This window comes from Camelimonas fluminis, from assembly GCF_014656355.1.
GTDB lineage: Bacteria > Pseudomonadota > Alphaproteobacteria > Rhizobiales > Beijerinckiaceae > Camelimonas > Camelimonas fluminis.
Map to the genome: position 1 here is coordinate 117,460 of NZ_BNCG01000011.1, position 26,539 is coordinate 143,998.

26 protein-coding genes are annotated in these 26,539 nt (G+C 64.5%); 13 read left to right on the plus strand and 13 right to left on the minus strand.

Annotation, left to right across the window (positions count from 1 at the left end):
• Positions 1-79: 79 nt before the first annotated feature.
• Together IE243_RS13380 and IE243_RS13385 are read right to left on the minus strand one after the other, a co-directional pair.
• Positions 80-1,432: an ATP-binding protein gene (locus IE243_RS13380; RefSeq protein WP_191319888.1), complete on the minus strand. Its 1,353-nt coding sequence runs from the start codon at positions 1,430-1,432 to the stop codon at positions 80-82.
• On the minus strand, positions 1,429-2,154 hold the full coding sequence (locus IE243_RS13385) for a response regulator (protein ID WP_191319889.1): 726 nt from the start codon (positions 2,152-2,154) through the stop codon (positions 1,429-1,431). Before IE243_RS13385 ends, IE243_RS13380 begins: the two co-directional genes overlap by 4 nt.
• Before the next feature lie 155 nt (positions 2,155-2,309).
• On the opposite strand from IE243_RS13385, the gene IE243_RS13390 reads away from it, so the two are divergent.
• Complete coding sequence (locus tag IE243_RS13390) at positions 2,310-2,750, plus strand: acyl-CoA thioesterase (protein WP_191319890.1); 441 nt, start codon at positions 2,310-2,312, stop codon at positions 2,748-2,750.
• A gap of 180 nt (positions 2,751-2,930) precedes the next feature.
• Here IE243_RS13390 and IE243_RS13395 read toward each other — a convergent pair whose 3' ends face one another.
• Positions 2,931-3,716, minus strand: a complete 786-nt coding sequence (locus IE243_RS13395) for a crotonase/enoyl-CoA hydratase family protein (RefSeq protein ID WP_191319891.1) — start codon at positions 3,714-3,716, stop codon at positions 2,931-2,933.
• A 105-nt stretch (positions 3,717-3,821) separates the two neighbouring features.
• Between IE243_RS13395 and IE243_RS13400 the strand changes: the two genes are divergently transcribed.
• From IE243_RS13400 to IE243_RS13415, 4 genes are all read left to right on the plus strand, one after another.
• Positions 3,822-4,973 carry an AraC family transcriptional regulator gene (locus IE243_RS13400; RefSeq protein ID WP_191319892.1) on the plus strand — a complete coding sequence of 384 codons (1,152 nt, stop codon included), beginning with the start codon at positions 3,822-3,824 and terminating at the stop codon, positions 4,971-4,973.
• Positions 4,974-5,338: 365 nt separating this feature from the next.
• A complete protein-coding gene (gene ilvD / locus IE243_RS13405) occupies positions 5,339-7,174 on the plus strand; it encodes a dihydroxy-acid dehydratase (RefSeq protein ID WP_191319893.1) in 1,836 nt (611 codons plus the stop codon).
• Positions 7,175-7,457: 283 nt separating this feature from the next.
• Complete coding sequence (locus IE243_RS13410) at positions 7,458-7,853, plus strand: DoxX family protein (protein ID WP_191319894.1); 396 nt, start codon at positions 7,458-7,460, stop codon at positions 7,851-7,853.
• Between the two features lie 505 nt (positions 7,854-8,358).
• Positions 8,359-8,796: a hypothetical protein gene (locus IE243_RS13415; protein ID WP_191319895.1), complete on the plus strand. Its 438-nt coding sequence runs from the start codon at positions 8,359-8,361 to the stop codon at positions 8,794-8,796.
• Positions 8,797-9,343: 547 nt separating this feature from the next.
• Here the strand turns inward: IE243_RS13415 and IE243_RS13420 are convergent.
• Positions 9,344-9,508, minus strand: a complete 165-nt coding sequence (locus IE243_RS13420; RefSeq protein ID WP_191319896.1) for a DUF3309 domain-containing protein — start codon at positions 9,506-9,508, stop codon at positions 9,344-9,346.
• Between the two features lie 112 nt (positions 9,509-9,620).
• Between IE243_RS13420 and IE243_RS13425 the strand changes: the two genes are divergently transcribed.
• The 3 genes from IE243_RS13425 (at position 9,621) to IE243_RS13435 (ending at position 11,387) form a co-directional block, all read left to right on the plus strand.
• Positions 9,621-10,136: a DUF6790 family protein gene (locus IE243_RS13425; RefSeq protein ID WP_191319897.1), complete on the plus strand. Its 516-nt coding sequence runs from the start codon at positions 9,621-9,623 to the stop codon at positions 10,134-10,136.
• Positions 10,137-10,887: 751 nt separating this feature from the next.
• Positions 10,888-11,097, plus strand: a complete 210-nt coding sequence (locus IE243_RS13430; protein WP_191319898.1) for a cold-shock protein — start codon at positions 10,888-10,890, stop codon at positions 11,095-11,097.
• Positions 11,098-11,159: 62 nt separating this feature from the next.
• Positions 11,160-11,387: a cold-shock protein gene (locus tag IE243_RS13435; RefSeq protein WP_191319899.1), complete on the plus strand. Its 228-nt coding sequence runs from the start codon at positions 11,160-11,162 to the stop codon at positions 11,385-11,387.
• A gap of 555 nt (positions 11,388-11,942) precedes the next feature.
• Here IE243_RS13435 and IE243_RS23940 read toward each other — a convergent pair.
• From IE243_RS23940 to IE243_RS13465, 6 genes are all read right to left on the minus strand, one after another.
• On the minus strand, positions 11,943-12,206 hold the full coding sequence (locus IE243_RS23940) for a con-10 family general stress protein (protein ID WP_191319900.1): 264 nt from the start codon (positions 12,204-12,206) through the stop codon (positions 11,943-11,945).
• A 450-nt stretch (positions 12,207-12,656) separates the two neighbouring features.
• Positions 12,657-13,454 carry an SDR family NAD(P)-dependent oxidoreductase gene (locus tag IE243_RS13445; protein ID WP_191319901.1) on the minus strand — a complete coding sequence of 266 codons (798 nt, stop codon included), beginning with the start codon at positions 13,452-13,454 and terminating at the stop codon, positions 12,657-12,659.
• Between the two features lie 253 nt (positions 13,455-13,707).
• Complete coding sequence (locus IE243_RS13450) at positions 13,708-14,016, minus strand: hypothetical protein (protein ID WP_191319902.1); 309 nt, start codon at positions 14,014-14,016, stop codon at positions 13,708-13,710.
• A gap of 300 nt (positions 14,017-14,316) precedes the next feature.
• Complete coding sequence (locus IE243_RS13455) at positions 14,317-15,606, minus strand: flavin-dependent oxidoreductase (protein ID WP_191319903.1); 1,290 nt, start codon at positions 15,604-15,606, stop codon at positions 14,317-14,319.
• Between the two features lie 136 nt (positions 15,607-15,742).
• A complete protein-coding gene (locus IE243_RS13460) occupies positions 15,743-16,171 on the minus strand; it encodes a GNAT family acetyltransferase (protein WP_191319904.1) in 429 nt (142 codons plus the stop codon).
• Between the two features lie 51 nt (positions 16,172-16,222).
• Positions 16,223-17,599, minus strand: a complete 1,377-nt coding sequence (locus IE243_RS13465; protein WP_191319905.1) for a metal-dependent hydrolase family protein — start codon at positions 17,597-17,599, stop codon at positions 16,223-16,225.
• Between the two features lie 315 nt (positions 17,600-17,914).
• Here IE243_RS13465 and IE243_RS13470 point away from each other — a divergent pair, with 315 nt between their 5' ends.
• The 3 genes from IE243_RS13470 (at position 17,915) to IE243_RS13480 (ending at position 20,960) form a co-directional block, all read left to right on the plus strand.
• Positions 17,915-18,934, plus strand: a complete 1,020-nt coding sequence (locus IE243_RS13470; protein WP_191319906.1) for a TerC family protein — start codon at positions 17,915-17,917, stop codon at positions 18,932-18,934.
• A 532-nt stretch (positions 18,935-19,466) separates the two neighbouring features.
• Positions 19,467-20,402 carry a mechanosensitive ion channel family protein gene (locus tag IE243_RS13475; RefSeq protein WP_244643152.1) on the plus strand — a complete coding sequence of 312 codons (936 nt, stop codon included), beginning with the start codon at positions 19,467-19,469 and terminating at the stop codon, positions 20,400-20,402.
• A 243-nt stretch (positions 20,403-20,645) separates the two neighbouring features.
• On the plus strand, positions 20,646-20,960 hold the full coding sequence (locus tag IE243_RS13480; RefSeq protein WP_191319908.1) for an XRE family transcriptional regulator: 315 nt from the start codon (positions 20,646-20,648) through the stop codon (positions 20,958-20,960).
• An 88-nt stretch (positions 20,961-21,048) separates the two neighbouring features.
• Here the strand turns inward: IE243_RS13480 and IE243_RS13485 are convergent, their stop codons facing one another.
• Positions 21,049-21,594, minus strand: a complete 546-nt coding sequence (locus IE243_RS13485) for a DUF488 domain-containing protein (RefSeq protein ID WP_191319909.1) — start codon at positions 21,592-21,594, stop codon at positions 21,049-21,051.
• Positions 21,595-21,865: 271 nt separating this feature from the next.
• The gene (gene pdxR, locus IE243_RS13490; protein ID WP_191319910.1) at positions 21,866-23,365 is read right to left on the minus strand and encodes a MocR-like pyridoxine biosynthesis transcription factor PdxR; all 1,500 of its coding nucleotides are present in this window, start codon (positions 23,363-23,365) and stop codon (positions 21,866-21,868) included.
• A gap of 111 nt (positions 23,366-23,476) precedes the next feature.
• On the opposite strand from pdxR, the gene IE243_RS13495 reads away from it, so the two are divergent.
• Together IE243_RS13495 and IE243_RS13500 are read left to right on the plus strand one after the other, a co-directional pair.
• Positions 23,477-24,709 carry a benzoate/H(+) symporter BenE family transporter gene (locus IE243_RS13495; RefSeq protein ID WP_191319911.1) on the plus strand — a complete coding sequence of 411 codons (1,233 nt, stop codon included), beginning with the start codon at positions 23,477-23,479 and terminating at the stop codon, positions 24,707-24,709.
• Between the two features lie 264 nt (positions 24,710-24,973).
• Positions 24,974-25,144, plus strand: a complete 171-nt coding sequence (locus IE243_RS13500; RefSeq protein ID WP_191319912.1) for a hypothetical protein — start codon at positions 24,974-24,976, stop codon at positions 25,142-25,144.
• Between the two features lie 263 nt (positions 25,145-25,407).
• Here the strand turns inward: IE243_RS13500 and IE243_RS13505 are convergent, their stop codons facing one another.
• Positions 25,408-26,382, minus strand: coding sequence for a hypothetical protein (locus IE243_RS13505; RefSeq protein ID WP_191319913.1), 975 nt, complete (start codon positions 26,380-26,382; stop codon positions 25,408-25,410).
• Positions 26,383-26,539 lie beyond the last annotated feature (157 nt).

The following is a 26,539-nucleotide window of genomic DNA, read 5'->3' on the forward strand; positions in this document are numbered from 1 at the left end:
AGCCGGCGCCAGTGTTGCTGAATGTTTCCGCGCCATGGAAAATTGTATCTGCGGCAACCTGATGCGACGACACGCGCCCTCAGGCGGCGGGTCCGCCCGCCGGCAGGGTGATCCGCGCCAGCAGCCCCCTCGGCTGATAATCATGCAGGGTGAGTTCGCCGCCATGGGCGGCGGCGATCGACTGGGCGATCGACAGACCAAGCCCAAAGCCTTCAGCGTCGCTCTGGCGCCGCGCCGCGTCGCCGCGCGTGAACGGTTTCAGCAGCCGTTGCCGGTCCGCCGCCGCAATGCCGGGACCATCGTCGACCACTTCGATCGCAAGGGCGGACGCGTCCCCAGGCAGGCGCATCTGGCGCAGGCGAATAACGACAATCGCGCCATGGCGGACGGCGTTTTCCACCAGGTTGACCACCGCCCGCTCCAGTTGCCTGGCGTGACCCTGCGCCACTGCCTGGCGCGGCCCCTCATAACTCACGTCCCGGCCCATATCGCCAAACGTATCGGCGATGGTTTGCAACAGGCTGGGCAGATCGACCGGCGACGCCGGCTCCTTCTGGTCGCCGTCGCGCAGGAAAAACAGCGCGCCCTGCACCATCGCGTCCATCTGCGACAGGTCGCGGGTGAACTGCGCCTTCAGCCCCGGCTCCTCGATGAATTCAGCCCGCAGGCGCATGCGGGTGATGGGCGTGCGCAAATCGTGGCTGACGGCGGCCAGCATCTGCGTGCGGTCAGCAAACATGGAATGGATGCGATCGCGCATGCGGTTGAGCGCCCGCACCGCGGCGCGGATTTCCGCCGGCCCCTCCTCGCGCAAGGGCGCCGGATCGCGATCGACCGAAAACTCCTCCGCCACCGTGGCGAAACGCGCCAGCGGCGCGGTGACGCCGCGCGAGGCCCAGATGGTCAGCACGCCGATATTGACGGTGACCAGCGCCAGCGTCGCCACGATGAAAATCGGGAAAGGCCGCGGCGGCGGCGCGCCAAGCAGCCCCTCGGCCAGCGCGACCTGGAGAACCTGCCCGCCCGGCAAGGCGATCATCAATGCGTCCGGAGCGCCTTCCGAGCCCCTGATGGCGCTGGCTGGGGCCCAGACATGGAAATCCGGGCCCAGCCTCCGGCCGAGCCCCCGCACGACCGGGTGCGCCTGTTCCACATCGGCTGACGGCGGCTGCCCCTGGGCGAAGCTGAAGCGGAAAGCGGGATCGGCGGCGTTGGCCACGTCAAGGATCTGTCGCCGCAACCCGGAGGGCGCCGCGGCGACCAGTTTCGCCACCGCCGCCGCCGGAGCCAGTTCCGGCGGACCATGCAGCGGGCGCGGCGCCAGCAGGAACAGGGAGCCAGCCACCAGCAGTTGCAGCAGCGCCACGGCGCCAATGACCAGCATGGCGATCTGGCTGGCGATGCGGGAGGGCAGCCGGAGACGCAGGGTCATCTGCGTTCGACGGCGGGCGTGAACAGGTAGCCGCTGGAGCGGATGGTCCTGATGATGTCGGGGTCGCGCGGATCGCGCTCGATCTTCTGCCGCAGCCGGCTGATCAGCACGTCGACGCTGCGTTCGAAGGGCGCCGCCGCGCGTCCCTGGGTCAGATCGAGCAGGGCATCGCGGGACAGCACCCGCCCGGCGTGCTCGCACAGCGCCCGCAGCAGTTCGAATTCGGCGCCGGTCACGGCGATGCGCACGCCCTCCGGATTGCTCAGTTTGCGCGCCGCCGCATCAAGCGTCCAGCCCAGGAAGGTGAAGGCGCGGACTTCTTCGGCCGCCGCATGGGGGTTGTCGCGGCGGCGCAGCACGGCGCGGATGCGCGCCAGCAGCTCGCGCGGATTGAACGGCTTGGCGAGGTAGTCGTCGGCCCCCATTTCAAGACCGATGATCCGGTCCACGTCCTCGTTGCGCGCCGTCAGCATGATGATCGGCACGGCCGACGACTGACGCAGCCTGCGGCAGATGGCGAGGCCGTCCTCGCCGGGCAGGTTCAGGTCGAGCACGATCAGATCGATCCGGCCGGCGCGCAACAGGCGGTCCATCTGCCGGCCGTCGGCCGCGGCGGCGCACCGCATGTCGTTCTGCGCCAGATAACGGGCGACGAGCGCGCTGATCTCGCGATCGTCCTCGACAATCAGGATATGGGGCAGGACATGAGGGGAAACGTGCATCAGGCGACCCAGGCAACCGGTTGCCGCCGACTATACCCGCCAATGTGGCCGCAAACAGCCGCAACTGACGCGGCGGGGGGTTCACGACGGCGGCTCCGGGAGGTTATCAGGCCATACAACCCAGATAGCAATCAATCGAGTGAGTTGTTTCGCCCATGAAACCGCCTGTCTGGCGCCAGAACAGCGCCGCTTATCCGCATGTTTTCATCTTGCAGACCCGCTATCGCGACGAAGATCGCCTTGGCCACGTGAACAACATCGCCGTCGCCGCCTATTATGATGAAGCCCGCTCGCGCTTCACGGGCGACGTGGTGCGCGCCGCCACGGCGGAACGGGTGCGGATTGTCACCGCCGACAGCCGCGTCACCTATCTGGCTGAAGTGTTTCATGGCGCGGACGTGGAGATCCGCAGCGGCGTCCTGCGCATTGGCTCGGCCTCCTGGGACATTGGCCAGGCCATGTTCCAGAAGGGCAAATGCGTCGGCCTGTGCCAGACAACCCTGGTCCAGGCCACCGCCGCCGGCGCGCAGCCGCTGGCCGACGCCATCCGCGCCGCCCTGACGCGGATGCTGGTGACCGAGCCGGCGGACGCCTGAGTGCAAGCCCCCTGGATGCAAGGCTCCTGGGCGCCAGCCCCCATCCGGGCCGGACCTCATAAATGGAGTCCCCTGCAGGATGGCCGGAACACGTCCGGCCAAGAGGGGCGCGCGCCAGCCGTGAAATGCCCCTGCAACGCCCCCCCGCGCTCGCGGGGCATTTCAGCAAGAAGCGGACCGTCAGTCCTTCGGTTCGAGGCGGCTGCTTTTTTTGCTGAGGAAGGCGTCGAGGCCGGCGGCGACCTCCGGGCCGCTCTGGACAATGCCGGCCATCAGGCTTTCGGCGAACAGGCCGTCGGTGGTCGACATGTCGTTGATGCGGCCGATGGCCGTGACCATGGCGTAGTTGGACAGGGGCGCGTGCTTCGCGGCGGCTTCAGCGATGGCGATGGCCCTGTCCAGGCCAGCGCCGGGCGCGACGATTTCGTGGCACAGGCCAAGGTCGAGCCCGCGCGCCGCGTCATAGGTGCGGGCGGCCAGCATCATGTCGACCATCCGGCCAGGGCCGATGATGCGCCCCACCCGCACCGTGGCGCCGCCGCCGGTGAAGATGGCGCGCTGCCCCTCCGGCAAGGCGAAGAAGGTCGACGGCTCGGCGACCCGCGTGTGGCATGCGGCGGCGAGCTCCAGACCGCCGCCCACCACCGCGCCGCGCAGCGCCGCGATAACCGGCAACCCGCCATACTGGATCTGGTCGAAGGCCCAGTGCCACTTCTGGCACATGCGCATGAACTGGGCCGGCGTGCGGCGCAGGCGGGCGTGCTCGTCCAGGTCGAGACCGGCGCAGAAATGATCGCCCTCGGAATTGAGCACCACGACGCGCGCCTCCGCCGGCGGATCGGCAAAGAAGCGGCCGATCTCCATGACGGTGTCCTCGTCGATGGCGTTGCGCCGTTCGGGCCGCGCCAAGGTCAGAATCGCCACGGCGTCCCGCATCTCCAGTTTCAGTGAGCGGAAGGTTGTCATGTAGGCATCCCGTCTGGCTGGCGCCGGGCAGGCGGCGCGTTATTGCATCTGTGGCCACCTTGCGGCTGAATGGACAACAAGAAAATAACGGGAACAGCCAAAAACATGATGAATATGGCCAACCCATCCGATGATCCGGTCTCGCTGTCCCACGAACTGGTCAAGGACTGGTTCGCGGCGCTGGAGCGGATCGCCGGCGGCGAACAGCTGGAGCGTTTTCTGGAGGCGGCGGGCGTGGCGCCGGCCATGCTGGCGCGCCCCGGCGCGCGGATCGCCGGCGAGCAGGTCATCGCCTTTTATCAGATCGCCGCGATCGCGACGGGCGACGAGATGATGGGGCTGTGGTCGCGTCCGGTCCGCTCCGGTTCGCTCAAGCTGATCTGTCGCTCGGTCATCGGCGCGCCATCCATGGCGACGGCGCTCAACCGGCTGGCCCAGGTGTGGAACCTGCTGCTTGACGACTACCAGTTGATTTTCTCCGAAGCCGGCGGTCAGGGCGTGATGACCCTGGCGCCGCGCGCCGCGGATGCGCCGCTGAACCGCTTCGGCCAGGCGCTGATGCTGAAGCTCGCGCACGGCGTCGCCTCCTGGCTCGCCGGCCATGAGGTTCCTCTCGCCGGGCTACGGCTCGCCTTTCCCCGCCCCAGCTTCGCCGCCGATTACGCGGTGATGTTTCCGCTGCAGCCGACCTTTGGCGGCGGGCCGAGCGCGATCGCCTTCACGGCGCAGACACTGGCGCGGCCGATCATGCGCAAGGAGGGCGAAGTCCAGGCATTTCTGGAACGGGCGCCGCGCGACTGGCTGTTCACCACCTCCATGGCCCACGTGCTGGCGCTGCGCGTGCGGCATTTCCTTTATTCAGGGCCGAGCGGCTTTCAGGCTGGCCTGGCGGAAACGGCGGAGCATCTGGCCATGTCGCACCGCAGTCTCGCCCGGCGGCTGGCGGCGGAAGGCGTCTCGTTCCAGCAGATCAAGGACCGGCTGCGGCGCGACGCCGCCCTGCGCCGGCTGACCCGCGACCACGAGAAAATCGACGCGCTTGCCCTGGAGCTGGGCTTCGCGGCGGCGCCGGTGTTTCACCGCTGCTTCCGGAACTGGACTGGCATGACCCCGGCGCAATACCGCCGCATGGCCCAGGCGTCGCGCGGAGCGCGCGCAGAGGAAGAAGCGGCGTCGCGCGGCGCGCGCCTGGCGGAAGGCGAACCCTCGCGCAGAGCGCACGCGGCGGGCGGGCCGGCGACCATCCCGCCCCGGTGAAGCAGGCTGCGCGCCCCCAAATGGTGAAGCGCCTTAATTTATCTTGTCGAAACGCCTATATTGGAAGACGACGTCATCAGGCCATCGCGACGGCGGGGTGGGAAACTCTTGTAGCTCCTCGCCAGCAACCGTTCGCCCATGCTTCCCTCGCATGCCGGCCTCTCACGACGATTTGGCGCGACCACCCCCATGGAACTGCGCATTGGCGGCGTGCTAGTCTGGAATGATGTCAAAGCGACCGGCGGCGGGTCACGCGGCGGCTTGATGTGGGCGACAGCCTGGCGTCAGGCGGTTCAAAGGGTTTACTCAGCCGCGATGACCGTGCTCTGGTTCAGAGCGACATGGAAGTGAAAGACAAGCGCCCAATGCCAGCCTATCGTTCGAGAACAACCACACATGGCCGCAACATGGCCGGGGCCCGCGGCCTCTGGCGCGCCACCGGCGTGAAGGACGGCGACTTCGGCAAACCGATCATCGCCGTGGTCAACTCCTTCACCCAGTTCGTGCCCGGTCACGTGCACCTGAAGGACCTTGGCCAGCTCGTGGCGCGCGAGATCGAGGCGGCGGGCGGCATCGCCAAGGAATTCAACACCATCGCCGTGGACGACGGCATCGCCATGGGCCACGACGGCATGCTCTATTCGCTGCCGTCGCGCGAGATCATCGCCGACAGCGTCGAGTACATGGTCAACGCCCATTGCGCCGACGCGATGGTCTGCATTTCCAATTGCGACAAGATCACCCCTGGCATGCTCAACGCCGCGATGCGGCTGAACATCCCGGCCGTGTTCGTCTCCGGCGGCCCGATGGAAGCCGGCAAGGTGGTGCTGCACGGCAAGAAGCAGGCGCTTGATCTGGTCGACGCCATGGTCGCCGCCGCCGACGAGAACGTCTCCGATGAAGACGTCAAGGTCATCGAGCGCTCGGCCTGCCCGACCTGCGGCTCCTGTTCCGGCATGTTCACCGCCAATTCGATGAATTGCCTGACAGAGGCGCTCGGCCTGTCGCTACCGGGCAACGGTTCGGTGCTCGCCACCCACGCTGACCGCAAGCGCCTGTTCATCGAAGCCGGGCACCTGATCGTTGATCTCGCCCGCCGTTATTACGAGCAGGACGACGCCTCGGTGCTGCCGCGCAACATCGCCAACAAGCGGGCGTTCGAGAACGCCATGACGCTCGACATCGCCATGGGCGGCTCCACCAACACGGTGTTGCACATCCTGGCGGCGGCGCATGAGGGTAACGTCGACTTCACCATGGATGACATCGACGCCCTGTCGCGCAAGGCGCCGTGCCTGTCCAAGGTCGCGCCGGCCAAGCAGGACGTGCACATGGAAGACGTCCACCGCGCCGGCGGCATCATGGCCATTCTCGGCCAGCTTGAAGCCGGCGGCCTGATCCATCGCGACACGCCCACCGTGCATACGGCGACCCTGGGCGAGGCCATCGACCGCTGGGCGATCGACCGCACCGACAGCGAAAGCGTCCGCGAATTCTTCCGCGCGGCGCCCGGCGGCGTCCCGACCCAGACGGCCTTCAGCCAAGCCTCACGCTGGGAGGAGCTGGATCTCGATCGCGAGAACGGCGTCATCCGTTCGGTGGAGCACCCGTTCTCGAAGGATGGCGGCCTCGCCGTCCTCAAGGGCAACATCGCGCTGGACGGCTGCATCGTCAAAACCGCCGGCGTGGACGAGTCGATCCTGAAGTTCTCCGGCCCGGCAGTGGTTTACGAGAGCCAGGACGACGCGGTGAAGGCCATCCTCGCCAAGCAGGTCAAGGCCGGCGACGTGGTGGTGATCCGCTACGAAGGCCCGAAGGGCGGTCCGGGCATGCAGGAGATGCTGTATCCAACCAGCTATCTGAAGTCCCGTGGCCTCGGCAAAGCCTGCGCGCTGATCACCGACGGACGTTTTTCGGGCGGCACCTCGGGCCTGTCCATCGGCCACGCCTCGCCAGAGGCGGCCCAGGGCGGCGCCATCGGTCTGGTGCACAATGGCGACATCATCGAGATCGATATCCCGAACCGGACCATCCATCTCGCCGTGTCAGAGGCTGAGCTGGCCACACGCCGCGCCGAGCAGGACCGGCTTGGCTGGAAGCCCGCCGCCCCCCGGCCGCGCAATGTCACCACGGCGCTGAAAGCTTACGCCGCCTTCGCGTCGTCAGCCGACAGGGGCGCCGTGCGCGTCCTGCCAGAATAATACGCGTCGCCGCGGCTTCCATCCGAAGTCGCGGCGGCCCCAATTCCCGGCGCGGGCTGCCTCGCCCCGTCCAGGCAGGCCGACGCCTCGCCGCCAGAACGCAAATAGAGCAGCCCGTTTTTCTGGAACCATTCCAGCAATTCCGGCCAACCGCGCAGCGACAATACTGCCCCCGGTTAACATTATTGCGTGACCGGCGCCAGCAGCGACTGGCCGGCCATATACAGACGCGCGATCGCAGACCTATACTTGCAGAACCAACATCTCCTGCGAGGAAACGGTCATGGAGTTCGCGTCCAGGTTTTCACCCTTCCTGCTTTCCATTTTGCGCATCATGTCGGGCCTGCTGGTGCTGCAGCACGGAACCAGCAAGATCCTGGGCTTTCCCACGGGCCCGATGAACAGCACCTCCATCACCAGTCTGAGCGGCGTTGGCGGACTGTTCGAACTGGTCTGCGGCGCACTGCTGATCATCGGCTTTCAGTCGCGCATCTCGGCCTTTCTCCTCAGCGGCATGACCGCGGTCGCCTATTTTGTCGTGCATGCGCCCAAAGGCTTCTTTCCACTGCTGAATGGCGGCGAACTCGCCGCGCTTTACTGCTTTACGTTCCTGTATCTTGCCGCCGCTGGCCCCGGCCCGCTGTCGATCGACGCGTTGACCGGACGCAAGGCCGGATAGACCAAGCCGGCTTCGCGGCGATGCTGCGTCTGGCCCCCCGCCAGGGGGCCCGGACTTGCCTGGAGCGCCCAGGGCAATAGCGACGTCATGCGCGAAGGGCGCCAGAATTGGGCCCGGCTCCAGCGTCCGGCCCGGTGGCGACGCCCAAGCCTGGGCTGTCTGGAGTATTTCCAAAGAAATCAGCCGGATCGACGGCTCGGAAAATCCGCCAGACCAGTATGCCAGGCCACTTGTGCACACAGGTTCGCATGATTGTGCGTGAGACAGAGCTTAAAAAGCAGGCGCCGTGAAAAACCGCGCGGTTCCTGCTTGCAGTTCGTGAATATTTTCCTTCATTCTGGCGCCGCGCATGGGGGAAATCGCATTCTGTGAAGGAACCCGGGGTGACAGGAGCAACGCCAGCCATCTGGCCGCACTCCGGACCCAGGCGCAGGATCCGGCGCTCCCGGGCCCACAACCCACCGCGCGCCATGGAATGGAACGCGGATATATTATGGAGTTTTCCATGACCATCGCCCATGACGCCAGCAGGCTTTCGCTGCGCGCGCCCCGCGTCGGCTTCGCAGTGGCTGGCGCGCTGCTCGCCGCCGTTGCGGTCGCCGGCTGCCAGACGACGAAATCAACAACCGACATGCTGTCCGCTTCCGGCTTCAGCATCAAGGTGGCGAGCACGCCGCAGCAACAGGCCGCCCTCGCCAGCCTGCCGGCCGGAACCTTCACCATGCGCCATGTGAAGGGCAAGCCTGTCTTTATTTTTGCTGATCCGAAGGGCTGCAACTGCATCTATGTCGGCAGCGAAGCCAGCTACCAGCAGTTCAAGGCCCTGTCCGTGCAGCGTTCGATCGCCAATCAGGAACTGATGGCGGCGCAACTGAACCAGCAGGCCGCCTGGGATTATCAGACCTGGGGCGGCTGGGGCGGTCCTGGCTGGTGGTGGTGGTAAGCACCCGCCAGCCCGGCCGGGGCCTGGGGGCACGGAGCTTCGCATCCACAAGGTCACCGGAAGTATGAGTGGGTTGCCTGTCACGGCATGACAGCCAGGCGGGCAATCCACCCGGCGGTGACTTGCCAGATCTGTGAGCCGCTGCGCCGCTCCACAGATCTGGATCGCGATCCAACAAACACCTCTCCCGCAATCGCCGTGCATTCAGCGGCATGGGGCGATTTCGGGATGGGGCGGCTCCTTGCCCGCCCGGGAAACAGTCGGGACCAGTTGCAGCAGCTTTTGCCCCAAAGCGACATCCGCTCATGCGGGGCGGGGTTTTCGTCCTGTTTCTCCCGGCTGGGTCCATTTTCCTCACGCGAGGCGATATCCGCTTCGCTGTAAAATGCTCCTGAACGCATTTGACATTGGCATCCACGTTCATTTCGGCATCCACGTTCACTTCACGCGGCTGGCAAATGTCAAGTTCACGGGCTCCACAGGAAAACCAACGCGTTGCTGATCCTGTTTTTCGCTTCCGACATTCGCTCCTGCCGACGCCGGACGATCAGACAATCGGCCCGATGCCGCCGGTGAGCAGCAGGATGATCAGCAAAATCAGGAGGATGCCGCCAAGGCCGAGCCCCTGGTTGCGGTAGCGTCCGCCGCCATAGAACATCCCGCCGCCGCCAAAGAGCAGGATGAGAATGATGAGGATCAATAAAAGGGACATTTCCAAACCTCGCGCCCGACCTGATCTTCAATCAACGTGAATTTGCGACAGGTTGTTCCCGGGGCTGCGTGCGCCGCCCTGCTTTCACCGCACCAACACAAGGCTGCCAGACATGCGCGACATCATCGTTTTTCTGCTGTCGAACTTCACGCTGACGCTGCTGGTCGTGGGGCTGGCGGCTTCGGTGATCTCGCTGCTTCTGGCGGCCAGGCCGCTGACGAAGGCGCATATTTACGAGGCGCTGCTGTTTTATTTCATCTTCTTCTCAATCGGCGTCAGCAACCTCTACAACTTCATCATGCACACCGCATTTTCAGAGATGACCGCGCGTTTTATCGGTTGGGCGGACAGTCCGTTCCAGCTTGAGGTGGGTTTCGCCAGCCTCGGCTTCTCCCTGGTTGGCTTTCTGGCCTGCTGGCGCAGCTTTGACATGCGTCTCGCCGCCATCCTTGGCCCGGCATTCTTTCTCTGGGGCGCGGCCAGCGTGCATGTTTACCAGATGATCGCGGCGCACAATTTCGCGCCAGGCAACGCTGGCGTGGTCTTCTGGACGGATATTTTCACGCCGGCGATTGGCTTTGGGTTGCTCTGGCTCCAGCGTCGCAGCCATGTCGGGGTCCGTTCATAGCCATGCGGTTACGACATTGCCCGCCAACCCATCCCTCCCTACGATGAAACAAAATCATATGGGAGGATTACGATGTCGCGAAACGATCTGGTGCATATCGGGATCATGCTGTCAGCGCTTTTTGGCTCCGGCCTGGTCGCAGCGCTTCTCGTCGGCAGGATGATGGCCGGATAACAGTTCGTTTTCGACACGCTTCCCCGGAAAACAACGTGATCGCCAATGATCACGTTACGATTCCAGTCCTGGCGAACGCCTCCAATGTCACGGGGGCGCCGGGATGAGGGCTCGACCGCGCTTGGCCCTGATGGCGTCCGGGGCAGGTTGAAGCTGCATCGGAACAAACTTGCGACGGTCTGGCGTCCACAGGCCCGCCGTCAGGCAAGCTGTTATGGAGGCCAGGTCGTTTGCATGTCTTCCCATCGGCAAAGTGTACGCGCCTGCGCGAAGACATATCCCTGGCGCTCATCAACGAATGGCCGGACAGTATTATGCGGATACAGAGCAAATATTCGTGTGGAGCTGCATCTGGACCTCGCGCGGCGTTGACCGGCATGGTCCCTGCGTCAGAGCGGACCCAAATCCGCGTCCTTGCAAAAAACACAATCGGCGGGTAACTTCATTGCATCGAACTTGCTGATGAACTTTCCTGCTGCGCGCACGCGCATTTGTGACTTCCTCTCTCAATTTCGTGTTCATGGCGCCTGACATTGTCAGGCGTTATTTTTCCATGTCGTTTCGAAAGGAAGTCGTCATGAATACCGGTGTCGTCAAATTCTTTAACACCACCAAGGGCTTTGGATTCATTCAGCCCGACGATGGCAAGGCTGACGTGTTTGTGCACATCTCCGCCGTTGAGCGTTCCGGCATGCAGACCCTTCACGAGGGCCAGAAGGTGTCTTTCGACATCGTGATGGACCAGCGCAAGGGCAAGTCGGCGGCCGAAAACCTCAAGGCCATCTGACATCAGATTGCAACAACGGGAAGGCCGGATTGCCGGCCCTCCCTCTTCCAGCAGGAGTACTTTTGTTTACAGGCGCCATTACGTTCTACAATCCGTTTAAAAATTGTGGTTATATTCAGCCGGACGATGGCTCGACGTGGATCTTCATCAGTTCCGACGACATTGAGCGATCCGGCATTTCTCCGGTTTTTCCTGGAAAAAGGGTCAAGTTTACCCTCAATAGTCCAGAGTTTTCATCTCCTGCCGGGCGGCAGGCCCTGAAGAGCACGGGAAAACCAGGCAACTGCTGATTCATGGTGCGGACGCAAGCTGTCCATGGACCTCGCCAATCAGTGCGCCAGAGACCTCAGCCGCCAGCCCTCCGCAATGCGGGACCGCATCTGCTGCGCCAGATGGCCACGGGCAGGCTTTTGCTGCTACAGACTCTCTGCGCGCGCTCCAGCCGCAACCTCGCCAGACAGTTACAAAAAACAGGACCTGTTTCGGCGGTGCGTCGCCGCTTGTCGCAGGCCCGACCGGCCGCCCCCGCCACGCCATCAGCCCCGGCGATGCAACAGCAGCGATATTCAGGAACAGGCCATGGCGAGCGCCCAACGGGCGATAGCTCCATGATTGCATGACTGGCGGGTGAACAGAGCTGCGCCCGTCCCGGCCGCATCCACATTTTGCGGCCGCGACGCGCCGGCATGTCGCCCCCCGAAACCGCCAGCCCGGCTTTTCCGCCCCGCGACGGCCAGTCTCGCCGGCGTCCGCGGTTGCCGGCGGTGGCTGTCGCCTGGCAGGCGCCATTTGGCGGGGCGCAGAATTCCTCGCCGGCTCTCCGCAGCCGGTATCCCGAACAGCCTCTATGTCAGCAGTCTGTCCCGCTTCGCCTTACCTGGAGCGACTTTGCTGGCGTCGCCGCCGGCCGCGCCGTCTCTGGCGGGTCCGGTCTTGCCGTTGACATGTGAACCACCCTTGCGCCCGGCCTCCGCAGCCAGGTCCAGGTTGATCGCGAAGGCGCGTTTCTCCTTAGGCACACTGCGCCCGCCCATGCTGGCTATTGCCCGAACCCGAGCCGGGTCCATTGAAGCAAATCCGCGTCGGGACTTTGGCGTTACGTCATTCATGGCGTGGCTCTCCCTTCTTCCGCCAGATACCGTGGCGGCTTCGGCAGACCCAGATTCACGGATACGTGAAGTACCTGTCAATCGTGCGCGGAGCAGCCCGGGCGCCCGAACCTACGTCTTCCGGATAGGGCCATGCGGCGCGACGCACGGCCGTCCGGATGCACGAAATCCCATAATCCCAGAGGAATATTGTCGCCATGCCGCGAAATATTGCGTCAGAGGGCTTCCTTTCCCTCGCCCGACCTGGCGGCGTCGCCAGCCCCAAATGGGCTCCCCTGGACGAGAGCCCCCCATATTCATGGCGCCTCCAAATGAGTATGGCGCTCGCCAAATTGCTGATGCTTTACGCAACGCAGCGCCAGGCGACCTGATGGAGCCGGAAGGCGGCGCCTCTGGCAGGGGCCCGGCCGGCTCCATCGGCCATGGAGACGGGGCGTCCGGTGGCAATGGTCAGGCGATCGTTGCGCCGGCAGTCATGTTGACCACTGTCGCCGTCATCGCGCCGGCATGGTCCGATGCGAGAAACGCCACCATCGCCGCGACCTGGGCGAGCGTTGGCAGCCGGTTCAGCATGGTGCTTCGCGCGGCGGCGCCCACCCATTGCTCCACGGTCAATCCCGCCGCCTGCGCCTTTGCAGCGAACACCTCGCGGGTGTGGGAGCCCGCCTGAACCGCGTCGACGATCGCGTGAGAGCGCACGCAGACGACGCGGATATTCCGCGGGCCAAGTTCACTTGCCAGCGCTTTGACGAAGGCTTCCACGCCGGCGCACCCGACGATGTGACCGAGATGGCCTGGCGTCGCCATCGTTGCGGCAGGCGCGACCACCGAAATGATAGCCCCCGGGCGCTCGCCGCCCATGTGCGGCGCGACAGCCCTGGAAATGTTGAACTGGGCCGCAAGGAGCGGGTCAAAGCCCTGCATGAACTCCGCCAGCGAAAGTTCGGCGATTCCCTTGCCCTGATCATGCATGAAACCGGTGGCGTTGATCGCCACGTCAATTGGCCCGGCCTGTTGGGCAAGGCTGGCCATCCGCTCGCTCGTGGCCGGCCCATCACACACGTCAACGCTGAACGTATCGGCGACGCCTCCCGCCGCGCGGATTTCGCTGGCAACCCGGTCGAGCCTGTCCTGGTTGCGCGCGCCGAGATAAACACGCGCGCCCTCGCGCGCCAGCGCATGCGCAACCGCCCGGCCAACGGCCCCGGTTCCGCCGAAGATCACCGCGACCTTGCCTTCAACCAGCATGGGGCATTCCTGGGTTCACAGGCGGACGCGGGAAGCAGTTGATCCCGCCGCGCCCCGCTCCGCGACTATGTCCGCGTTTCGTGGATTCCGGAAAACCTGGTTTGCCATCCTCCGTCAAAACAATGTGATGGGTCAGCAGTCCGGTTGACGGGGCAAAGCGCCGGGAGGCGCGAAAAGCCCGTCGCCTCGCTGCGCCGCCCTGGTTGGCGGCGGCCTGTCTGGAGATGTAAACGTCAGCCCCGCCTCACGCACCTCACAGCCTGATCAGATCATCAGCGACATTGAGCGCGAACACGGCCGCCTGGGCAAGAGCGGCAATCGAAGCCGCCGCAGCAGCAGCCATGTTGTACTTCGTAGCCAGGATCAGCCCATTGCGGTGCCGGTCCAGGTTTTTCGCCATCTCGTGCGCCCACCTGGCGACCTCGCCTTTCTGAATCGCATCGCTCTCCTCCGACGGCGCGATCGCCGGCACCTTCACGGCGGCAGAGCGCATCCAGAGGAAGCCGGCCGCAAGCGACGCAACGACAGACGCAATATGCAGCACGACATGCACGTAGGTCATTCAACAGATCTCCAGGCCATACAGGTTTCCAGCGGTTTCAGAACGCATGCGGACCCGGATTTCAAGACCCCCGCCGTGGCTTCCCGCGCATTTGCTGAAGGGAACTGTCGCCAGGACCTGACGAGGCGGACTGGGGCCCCGGCATTCGAAACGGGCTGGACCGGTCGGGGCGACCTGACAAAGGCGCTGATCAGGTCAGGAGAAATTTACGGCGAAACGAACTGCATGGAGCCCGCCCCCGGAGCAAGGGTCGTGGCCGGAGCCGGCGGGAAACAGGAGGCCAGTCGCCGCGCTGGCGCGTCATCCAGGTTTCCCGACCCTTCCGCCTGCTGGCACCGTTCGCGGCGCGCTGTTGAGCCTGTCCCTGGCGAAGCCCGCGGCCTGCTGGTAGGCCAGCATGAACGCGGCGCGCTCCGCCGCCGGAACGACCGCGTTGATATCATCGAACTGGCCGCCGCAACGTTCCTCCACCAGCCCGAGCAGCCCGAAGGGGCCAGCGCCGCGATTGCGCATCGCGACCGCGCTCACCGGCTTGCACAACGCGTCGTCATAGGCCCGCAGCGCTGCTGGCGTCACGCCATGGGCCAGCATGGACTGGCCAATGATGCGGGCGTCGACAATCGCCTGCGAGGCGCCGTTTGAACCGGTCGGATACATCGGATGGGCCGCGTCGCCCATCAGCGCCACCGGCCCGTCGACCCATGTTGCGACCGGATCGCGGTCGATCATGGGGTTCTCATAGGCCAGTTGGGACGTCGCCAGCAGTTCGGGCAGGTTCAGCCAGTCGTAGACGAAACCGTCGAACTCATGCGCGAACTCTGACAGGTCAACCGGGCGGAACCAGCCAGACCGGGTCCAGTCATGGTCGCTGTCAAAAGTCTTCTCCGCGATCCAGTTGACCGTGACCTGGCCCTGCTCATCCGGATGCGAGATCGGATACAGCACGACGCGATGGCGGCTTGTGCCCAGGCCGACGAAGGAAGAGCCCGTGCGGATCGGCAAGGCGCGCGCCGTGCCCCGCCACATGATGGTCCCGCCCCAGCGAATCGGCGGTTGATCCGGATGCATCTGCGCCCGAACCTGGGAGTGAATGCCGTCAGCGCCGATCAGCAGCTTTCCCGTGCAGGCGCGGGCTCTGCCATCCGCCTCCTCTACCAGAGCTGTCGCCGCGCCGTCGTCGCGCCGGCGATAGCCGCTCACCCTGCATCCAGTTTTGACGGCGTCGGGGCCCAGACGTTCAACCACCTTCCGGTAGAGCATCATGTGGAACGCGCCGCGATGGACAGCGTACTGGTGCCAGCGATAGCCAGCGAACCTGCCGCGCGGTTCGGAATAAATTTCCCTGCCGTTGAGCCCAACCAGCGCCCACTCGCGCGCCGGAACGCCGATGGCGTCGAGGTCGTCTTCCCCGATTCCCAGATCTTCCAGCTCCCGCACCGCGTTGGGCTGCAGGTTCACGCCCACGCCCAGCGGCCGGAGTTCGCGCGCGCTTTCGAGCACGGTGCAGGGCACGCCGATCTGGTGCAGGGTCAGGGCCAGGGTGAGGCCGCCGATGCCGCCGCCCGCGATCAGGACATGATCTTGCAACATCGGATGGCAATCCCGCATCACGGCGTCAGTGGGAGCATTTCCGGGAGAACGCCTGTCTCCCGGCGGCGCCGGCCCCAGCGGCCACCGCCGCAGGAAAAGTACAATACGCGCCGGCGCATCGCGAGAGCCGGAATGACTATTTGTCCAGCCACTTTGCCATCACGATGCGCGGCGTGCTCTCAAACCCGAGGCGCTCATAAAACCCGACCACCCCGGAATTGGTCTCCCGGACCATCAGCTGGACCTTGGGGACGCCCCGGGCCCGCAGCCATGCTTCGGCGGCGCTGACCATGGCCCGGCCAATACCGGCGCAACGACAGGCAGGCGTCGCGGAGACATAATAGAGCCAGCCGCGATGGCCATCGTGTCCAACCATGACGGCGCCAACAAGATCGCCAGCCCCGTCCTCGCCAATCAGGACATCGGATGCCGGCCCGTTCATGGCGAACTGGAAGTCGGCGTTCGGATCATTGTAGCTGGCCACAAGACCTGAGGCCCGCCACAGCGCCACCACGGCGTCCTCGTCTGCAGCGCCAGCGCTGCGAACGGCGAGCGGTGTCGACATATCTCATCTCCCCGGGATGGCCACGTCGCCGGCTGTTATCGGGAGGCCGGATCAGGGCCGTCCCAGGCTGTTCTTGTAAACCTTCCCGTCCTTCATGATGACAAGAAAGTTGCGCTCCGGGTCCGCCACGAGATTGATGTTCGCGATGGGATCGCCGTCCACGAGGATCAGGTCAGCCAGCGCCCCCTCATCCACCACGCCCAGCCTGCCCTTGTAGGGGGAGCGCTTGCCGGAAAGCGTCAGCAATTCCGCGTTCGTACTTGTTGCCTGACGCAGGATTTCAGCCGGGCCATACCACTTGGACAACGAGGCGAGCATGCGCCCCTGCATGCGCGCCATGGCGGCCGAAAACAGCACGTCGGTGCCAAAGGCTACCTTCAGATTGTATTTCTTCGCCATGCCGTAAAGCCGGTCAGTGCCCGCCATTACCTCCTGAGCCTTTTGCGCCTGCTCGGAACCAGGCGGGAACATGCCGCCAAAGAACTCCTCGACGATTGGCTGGGCGGATAGCCATACGCCCTTGTCGGCCATGTATTTCGCCGTGGCGTCATCCATCAGCTGGCCGTGTTCGATCACCTTCACGCCTGCGTCTATGGCGCGGCGAATGGCCGGCGACGTATAGGCGTGCACCATCACATAGGTCCCCCAATTGGCGGCGGCGTCGACGGCGGCCCTGAGCTCCTCGGGCGTGAAGGTGGATACGTCAATCGGGCTGTGCGGCGACGCCACGCCGCCGCCGCCCGTGAGCTTGATCTGGCTGGCGCCCTGCATCAGTTGCTCGCGCACGCGCTCACGGACCTGATCGGGGCTATTCGCCACCATCGTGGCGCCCAGCTGCTCCATACGCGACAGTGGCTTTGAACCATCGCGCGGCAATTCTGAAAGCGGCCGGAAATCACCATGACCGCTGGTGATGGTGATGAGCGCGCCCGACGGCCAGATGCGCGGTCCCGGCACGACGGCCGCATCAACGGCCTGCTTCAACCCGAAACTTGGTCCGCCCACGTCGCGCACGGTGGTGAAGCCGCGCATGAGCGTCGCGGTCGCCTCGGCGCCAGCCTGCAGGACGTTGAACCCGTAATCGCCCATCATCATCTGCTCGGGCGTCGGGCGGACGAACATCGCGTGCCAGTGAGCGTCGATCAGCCCCGGCATCAATGTCCGCCCCCCACCCTCCACCACGGCGGCGTCTGGAGCCGCGTTCACCGCGCCGCCGATCGCCGCGATCACATTGCCGCGCACCAGCACGGATGTCGGCGCCGAAAGATGGTCGCTCTTGCCGTCAAAAACGCGGACGTTACGGAACAGCGTTTCTCCCGGCGCGGCGGGAGGGACGACAGCCTGTCCGGACGAAGGCGGGGCAACCGAATGCGCCGCGACTGGCTGCGTCGCTGCAAGTACGAACAAAATTCCTGCACACCGTCGCATGCGCTGTTTCCTCCGGTCGCCTCAAAGCCCGACAGCCTGACCCCGCGCGGAGCATAAGCCGGCCACTGGCCTCAGCCAAATCTGCCTCCAGGAGCGCGAAGCCGTGTCGGCCGCGCGCCGGACAAGCGCCGGTTTGCGCCCACGGGGCGACGGCGCCATATATACAGGCTGCGGACCGGGCCCCTCTGGCGGATGCTGAACAAGCACCGTGATGTCGGACCGCATCGGAGCGATCCGATGCGCTGCCGGGCCGGCGCCCCAACGCCAGAAGCAGCCGCGATCGTTCCGGTCATCGATGATCAGGAGGAGCGACGCGTGGATTTTCTTTTCGTGGAATGGCTCAGCACGCCAGCCTGGTTCTGGCTGGCGTTTCTGGCCCTCGTCATTGCGCTCACGGCTTTCGATCTCGGGGTTCTTCACAAGGAGGACCGTGAAATCGGCATTGCCGAGAGCCTGAAACTGTCCATCTTTTACATCAGCGTGGCGCTGCTTTTCGGCGTCTGGGTCTGGGCGGTGCGCGGTCCCGGGCCGGCCATGCAGTATTTCACCGGTTTTTTCATCGAGAAGGCCCTCTCGATTGACAACGTCTTTGTCATCAGCCTGATCTTCACCTATTTCGCCATCCCGGCAAAGTATCAGTACCGCGCACTGCTGTGGGGCATTCTGGCCGTGATCGTCCTGCGCGGGCTGATGATTGCCGGCGGCGCGGCCCTGGTCGCCCAGGCCTATTGGGTGCTTTACCTCTTCGCGGCGTTCCTGCTGTTCACCGGCGTGAAGATGTTCTTTGCTGGCGATGCGCCCCCGGACCTCTCGAAGAGCGTGGCGGTGCGGTTCATCACCAACCACATGCCCGTCGCCAGGGAGCTGCACGGACAGCGCTTCTTCGTGCGCGCGCCGGACCGGACGGGCAAACTGGTGATCACGGCGACGCCGCTGTTCCTGGCGCTCGTCGTGATCAATCTCGCTGACCTGGTGTTCGCCGTGGACAGCGTGCCGGCCATTTTCACCATCACCACGGATACGTTCATCATCTACACCTCGAACATCATGGCCATTCTCGGCCTGCGGGCGCTCTACTTTGCGCTCGCGGCGATGGTGCACCGTTTCCACTATCTGAAGTACGCGCTTGCGGCGGTGCTGATATTCATCGGCGCCAAGATCTTCATTGCCGACTTCTGGCTCGGAGGCGACAAGTTTCCGCCCGTGGTCAGCCTCGGCGTCACCTTTGCCCTGATCACGGCCGGCGTCATGTATTCCATCTGGAAAACGCGCGGAGAACGCGGCGGCCAAAAGCCCGCCGATCACGCAGCCAAACCGTCAGGCCATGATCCCTGACCACCATCCCCGACCACCATCCCCGACCGTCTGGCCTGCGCGGATGGCGACGTAGCTGGCGAGCTTCCGCCGACCTCCGGATTGCAGGTCCGCTCAAGCGCCCGCCAGCCCGCGTCGATGAAGGGTGTCGTAAACTTGCCGGAGCCTGATTGGTCCCCGGCGGGGTCCCGGCTGTGTGTTCGTGCATTGTCGCCGCCTGCGCCATGGCCGCCGCAGGCGGATGCGCCGTCATCCCTTGCCATCGCCGGCGACATCCCGGGCTTCGCGAGACGCATGAACAGCCGGACAACGCCAGCCGCCATCGCGTCGGCGGGCAAAACGCCCCTGATCAGGTCACGCGCATCGCATCGTCTGTGTTGCACCGGATCACGTCTCCGTCGGCTTTCAGCGCAGCCCGGCCCTTAAAATGTAATCTTCGTCAATATTTTCAATAAATCATAAATAAATTCAAACTAAAAACATAATTTTATTTTATATATATCCACAAATACCCCAATTTTAGCGAAAGGATTTTGACATTCCCAGAAAATTGTTGTGGCCGATTTCTGCTGTCGCACTGAGCGTTTCGTTAAACCTGCTCGTCAATTCCGACGCCGTTGTGAGCCATATCCATGACCACAAGCCGTTGCACGTGGCTGTGGGCGGCGCCGCCTATTTCTCTTGCGCGTGGCTGGCTGCGCGGCTGGCCGGCGTTGCGCTTGAGCGCACAAGGCCAAGGCGAAGGCCTGTCCCCAAGCTGCTGCTTGAGATCGTGACAGCCGCATTTTTTGTTTTCGCCAGCCTTGCGACCATCCTGCTGGCGGTCGGTCAGAACTGGAGCACCGCCATCGCGGGCTCGGGCATCCTGGTGGCAATCCTCGGCTTCGCGTTGCGCGGGTCATTGGCGGATGTATTTTCCGGCATCGCGCTTGGTCTTGAGGCGCCGTATCGCATTGGCGACTGGATCTCGATCAATAACGACACCCGGGGCAAGGTGACGGAAATCGGCTGGCGGACAACACGGCTGTTCACCAGGGACGATACGTACGTGATCCTGCCCAACAGCGCCATTGCCCGCCAGAAGCTCACCAATTACAGCGCCCCCCGCCGCAAGTACCGGGGGCATGTCCATGTGAAGCTGGGCTACGATATCCCTGTCGCCGAGGCGAAGCAGATACTGGCGAAAGCAGCGGCCGAGCCAGCCACGATCGTGGCGTCGCCGGCGCCTGACGTCCGCGTCTCGTCGTATGATGAAGGCGGCGTCCAGTACCGGGTCCGCTTCTGGGTTCCAAGCTTCGTCGATGACATCGACTGCCGGGACGACGTTTATACAGCGATCGACGCCGCGCTGCGCCGTCGCGCGGGAAAGCTGCCGTTCGTGACGGGCCGGGCCGCCCCCAGCGCGCCATTGGGCGTTCAATGCTGCGGCCAGGGCGCGATCAATGTCGCGCACGGTTGGACCGGCCAGCCCAGGGCGCTCGCCAGTTAGAGCGCTTTCCGACCAGACGGAATCGTCTGGTCGATCAGAATTCGCTCAAAACAAGGGAAACTGGAGCAATTCCCGATCCATGTGGATCGGGAATTGCTCTAGCGTATTTTCGATGAAACCCGACTCACCGAAAGTATGCATCTCTTCAATTTGAAGATTTTCCTTCACGGTAACTGGACTCCACTTTTCGCGAAAAAGCTTTGATGAGAAGAATATTTTGACCGTCCGGATTAGAGGGCAAGCATGATCAATGAGACGATTACGGGCGCCCAGTGCGCCGCCGCGCGCGCCCTGACGCAGACTGGCATTGCAACGCTGGCCCGGCGCAGCGGGATGGATGAAGGCCGGATCAGAACATTCGAAGCTGGTTCAACGCCCCCGGATGCGCCTGGCTTGCTGGCGCTGCAGAAGGCGCTGGAGGATCTTGGCGCCCATTTTATCCCCGAAGACGAAATGGGCGTTGGCGTGCGGTTGCGATTTACCCAAAGTGTTTCACGCAAGATCTCAACCTGGGAGAATGAAGGCGGCGCGGCCGGCGAAGATGATATCCCGGGCTGAGCGGCCAGGCGGACGGCCAGCACTGGTGCGGGAGTGACGTTTGTTTTGATAGAACCTGCAAAATACGGCAGATAAAGACATCCCACCGTCAGGACAAACCCGTGGCCGCCGGATACAGGATCGTCCCGTCCGGCTGGACAACCGCCCCTGGCGTGAGCTTCGCCGGTTCCAGGCGGGTTTCACTCATGATGTGAAAAACCGCCTCCCCCTCAGCCAGAAGGTAATCCGCGACGATACGACGATGGCAGCGCCACCAGACGGCTTCCGAGCACATGATGGCGCAGCGCTGCCTGCGCCCCTCGCCGAGCAGGCGCCTGAAGCCATCGCGAAACCGTTCGGACAGCGCATAATCGGCGTAGTTGTGGAAGCTGGCGTTGCTCCAGTAGCCGTTCACGGCGGGAGAGGCGCCAGCCGCTTTGCCGCGCAACCCGCCAAGAGCTGCGAGGTGCTCATAGGAAACTCCAGCCGCCCCCAAATCCTCACGCAATCTGTCGGCGTCGAACTGCGGGTTTGACTCGGACCGCGGGATTTTCCGGATATCAACAATGTGTTGAACCCGGGGCCCGCGCAACATGGCGATGAACGTCTCCACACTCCGGCTGGAATGCCCGATGGTGAAGAACGGCAAGCTCATGATGGTCATCCCTGACAACCGTGGGGGCATGTTGGGTCCGGGCGACAATCTGGTCAATCTTTCCACGTTGAGTTCCTCCTGTGGCCCGGCCCAGCATTGACGCGTCCACTGCCGCTCGGCATGACAAAGGGGAAACCCGCCGCGCGTTGACGTGCGTCGCCATCCTCCAGGCATCGGGCCTCGCGCCACGGGCAGCCTCAAGCGCGCCAGGCATGTCTGGCGCTCCCCTTCCACTTCATTTGGGGAGCCGGAATCCACCGTCCCGCAGGTTTTATCTGGTTTGCAGCCTGGCCACCGCCCGAAACGCGCGCGCCAGTTTCCGGACCGCGACCTCGATCTCGGCTGGCGTGCAGGCGGCGAACCCCATCAGGAAGCCTGCTTTCGGATTGTCGAGAGCATGAAGCGCGGAGAGGCCCAGAAGCTCGACGCCGGCGCGCCGCGCGGCGTCGATGGCGACGCGCTCCGACAGATCGCCGGTCAGCAGGCAGGGCATTTGCAGGCCGCCGACGGGAATGCGCGGCTCGACGAAATCCGTCAGGTGCTTGCTGACAAGATTCGCCAGCACATCGCGCCGTTCGGCATAGACGCCGCGCATCGCGCGAACATAAGCGCCGAAATGCCCGCCTTCCATGAACCGGGCGAGCGTCAGTTGCGGCAATGGCGCGGAATGTCCGTCGAGCAAAGTGCGCGCCACCGTCATCGGCTTCACGAGTTGGGGCGGCAACACGACATAGCCGATCCGCAAGCCCGGAAAGAGCGATTTGGTGAAGGTGCCGATGTAGATGGTGCGGTCGTGGGCGTCGAGGCCCTGGACGCACGCGGTCGGCTTGCCGGCATAATGAAACTCGCTGTCGTAATCGTCCTCGATGATCCACGCCTGATGACGGGCCGCCCATTCGATCAATGCCAGACGGCGATCCAGCGCCAGCGTCGCCCCGGTCGGGAACTGATGCGAGGGCGTCAGGAACACGGCTTTCACCTTGCGCGTCTCCGCCATGATCTGATCGACGGCGACGCCCTGCCGGTCCACGCGAACGGGCAGGCATTCCAGCCCCGCCGCGTCGAACGCCTTGCGCGCGCCGTAATAGGCGGGGTCTTCGATGAAGATGCGGTCGCCGGGATCCAGCAGCAGGTTGGCGCAAAGCGACATGGCCTGTTGCGAACTGGTGAGGACCAGCACCCGGTCAGCCGTGGCGCGCCCCCCGCGCTCCAGGTTCACATAATCGGCGATGGCGCGCCGTAGCGGTGCGGTTCCCTGCGGGTCGCCGTGCGCCAGCGCCTGGGCGCCAACCTCCTTCAACACCTGGCGCTCCAGCCGCTCCCAGAGCTGAAGCGGAAAAGTGCGGGTTTCCGGCGCGCCGGGCGCGAACGGACGCGGGACCAGCATCTCGCGCACCCCGCCGCCGCTGAACATCGCGGCCCCGCGTTTGCTGAGGTTCGGGGCCTGATTGCGCGCGAACGCGTCACGCCGGGATAGCCCGCGCCCTGGCGTGAACGCCGTCATATCCGCCACAAAGCTGCCGCTGCCGACCCGGCGGTCAATGAAGCCCTCAGCGTGAAGCTGGGCGTAGGCGGCCTCGACCGTATCGCGCGAGACCCCCAGCGATCTGGCGAGCGCGCGCGAGGCAGGAAGCGGCTTTCCCGGCCCCAGCGCGCCGTCGACGATGAGGCGCCGGATCGCCCGTTGAATCCGCGCATGAAGCGGCATCGCGGCGTGGGCTGGATGGGCGATCCATGCCTTCACGGATTCGAGTTGGGAATGCCTGAACAAATGGTCCGGACCTCTGAAGCAGAATGGATGGGCATATCCGGCCATTGAACAGCTATTTGTCAATGCAGCCTGTCGGCCACGCGCCCCGACTTCCGGAGACCATTGCAGATCATGTCGTCCCGCGCCTCACCCTCATCCCTTCGCCTGAGTGACCTCACCCATCCTGTCGTGGCGGGGCTTATTTCCGTCATCGTCAACTATGGCGGCACCTTCATCCTGGTGTTTCAGGCCGCCAGGGTCGCCGGGCTCGGCCCCGAACTCACAGCCTCATGGGTCTGGTCGGTTTCCATCGGCGTCGGACTGTCGGGGCTGTTGCTGAGCTGGCGCTATCGCGAGCCGATCATCACCGCCTGGTCAACGCCGGCAGCGGCGTTCCTCGTCACGGCACTGGCGACGACGCCCCATGCGGAAGCAATCGGCGCCTACATCATTTCGGCGGCTGCCTTCGTCGCGCTCGGGCTTTCGGGCTATTTCGAGAAGGTCATCCGGCTGATCCCGCCCGGCGTCGCCTCCGGCCTTCTGGCCGGCATCCTGCTGCAATTCGGCATCGGCGCCTTCGGCGGCGCGAGCGTTGATCCGCTGCTCGTCGGGCTGCTGATCATCGCCTATGTCGTGCTGAAGCGTTTCTCCGCCCGCTATGCCGTGGTCGGCATCCTGGTTCTCGGGCTGACGTTCCTGCTGGCGCAGGGCCGGGTCGATCTGTCGGAGCTGAAGCTGGCGTTCGCCGCGCCCGTCTTCACCATGCCGGCGTTCTCGCTGAACGCGCTTCTGTCCGTTGCGCTGCCGTTGTTTCTCATCACGCTGACCGGCCAGTACATGCCGGGAATGCTGGTGCTGCGGAACGATGGCTTCAGGACCAGCGCCAATCCGATCGTCACCGTGACGGGTCTCGGCTCGCTCGTCATGGCGCCGTTCGGCTCACACGCTTTCAACATCGCGGCGATCACGGCGGCAATCGCCACCGGCAGGGAAGCGCACGAAGACCCGGCCAAACGCTGGATCTCCGGCATCGCGGCCGGCTGCTGTTATGTGCTCGTCGGCGTATTCGGCGTGACGCTCGCCGCCGTCTTCATGGCGCTTCCGGCAACCTTCATCACCACGCTCGCCGGTCTGGCGCTGCTTGGCGCCATCGGCGGCAGCCTTGCCGGAGCGATGGCCGATCCGGCGTCACGTGAAGCCGCGCTCATCACCTTCCTGGCGTCGGCGGCGAACATCAAGCTGCTTGGCGTCGGCGGCGCCTTCTGGGGACTGGCGATCGGCCTCGTCGCCTGGCTCGTCCTCAACGGCCAGTTGCCGCGCCGCGAGCCGGCCGGCCCCACCATGGCCGGAAAGACCGCGAAGTGACGACCCAGGCGACCACAATGACCACATCCGTCATCCTCTCCGGTCCCTGCGAACCCACGGACGAAATCGCGCCGGCCGCCCAACGGCGGGGCGGGTCATCCAAAGTGCTACATTGACGCAAGCATGGTCGTGGACGCCAAATTCCACTGCTCGAAGGCGGTGTACTGCAGTTGCCCGGCGATGCAGGCAATCGAACCCGGGAGCGTAACTGAACCTATTCCCCAGTGGCCGCTAAAGACGGCCCAGACATACGGGAGTTATCGAATGCGCGCCATCAAGCTTCTGGCTATCTCCGCCTTGCTCGCCACTCCGTTGGCCACGGTTGCTCATGCCGAGCAGAAACCAAAAGCCGCGCCCACCGCGCAGCAGGCCCCCGACGCAAAGAAACAGGGCGAGAAAGCCGGCGCTGCGGCCAAGGACGCCGCCAAGAAGTAAGCTCCCTGAGCAAGGGGGAACGCGCATCGCACAAGTCGTTCAGCCCCTCTCCCATTCCGTCGGTTCCCGCTGCTCCTGTCGGCGGCGGGGACGACAGCCGTTCCAACCGACAGTCCCTGCAACGGACGGCCCCTGCAACGGACAGTCTGAGGGCGAACAGGAAGCCCCTCGCCAGCCGCTTTAACGGAGAGCGTCGAGGCGCCGCCCCGATCATGCCGGGCTTCCCGGACGCAGCTGGCTGGGCCCCGGCCTCGACCGTCAGGTCAGATCTCCCAGACGATACGGCTCCGCCCCGTTGTGGCTGCCGCAACGTCAGCTTCCTTCTTGATCTGGGCGAACACCAGAGACGCAACGGTCTCCTGCAATTCGATAAATTTGGGCAGGATTTCGATGGCCCGGCCGCCTGGCGCGTGGAAGGCGAACAGTCCGCGCTCCCGGCCGCCTTCGAACATGCGTCGTATATGGGCCCGTGAAACCGTGAAGCTGGTCGCAAGGCGCTCATAGGGGTAATTCATGATCGTGGACGCGTTGTTCTGCTCCACAAAGGCGAGCCACAGCTTGAACATCACCTGGCGACCCGCGACCTGATCCATGAAGTAACCAGCTTCCGGCACAGCGCGGGCGGCGCGGATGCCCCCCAGGTAGTGGTTGATCGCTTCAACCGCGACCCGGCCCTTAAAATCAGGGTCGGTCCGCAGCAAGCTCAAATAGTCCACGCCGTTGGATAGCAATTGCACGGGCTCCAGGGTCATCCTGGCATAGACCTGGCTGAGCAGCGCGCCTTTTTCGGTCGGTTCAAGCCGCTTGATCCGACGGTCCTCCGGAACCTCCACCTCGCGCCAGTGACCCATCCGCTTCTTCAGGCCGACAAGCGCGGCGACACGGTTGGGACTGGTCAGGCCTGCACGGGCGGCGAAGGTCTGGGCGCGGGTCAGGGTGGCGCCCGAGCGCGGATCCGTCGGGTCCCGCGACAGGTGCATGGCGGACATTGCAATGCCGATAAACAGCAGCGCTTCTTCGCTGGTCAGGCGAACACGGTCGGCCGCATTCTCAAGCTGGCTTGTCATAGTCGTTGCATAGACACGCAATGCGTCATGGAAGGCGGGATGCGCCCGCAATGCCGCAGCGTCCTGCACCAGCCATTCCGGTAGCCCCTGTATCCTGCTTCCATCGAAAACGATGGCGGATGGATCAGAAATCTGCTCGCCCGCTTGCGCCAGGCCGGTTTCGCCGGACATCTTCCCCCCAACACTTCACCAGCTTCCGGACGCCAGCACTTTCGCCCGCCACGACCGCAAGGCGGCCCTCCCTGTCGCCGCCATGGCTCCGGGGCGCATGGCTGTCGGATCTCCCCGTCGACCAGCGCTGTCCGATATGCCCGGGTCAAGGCGACGT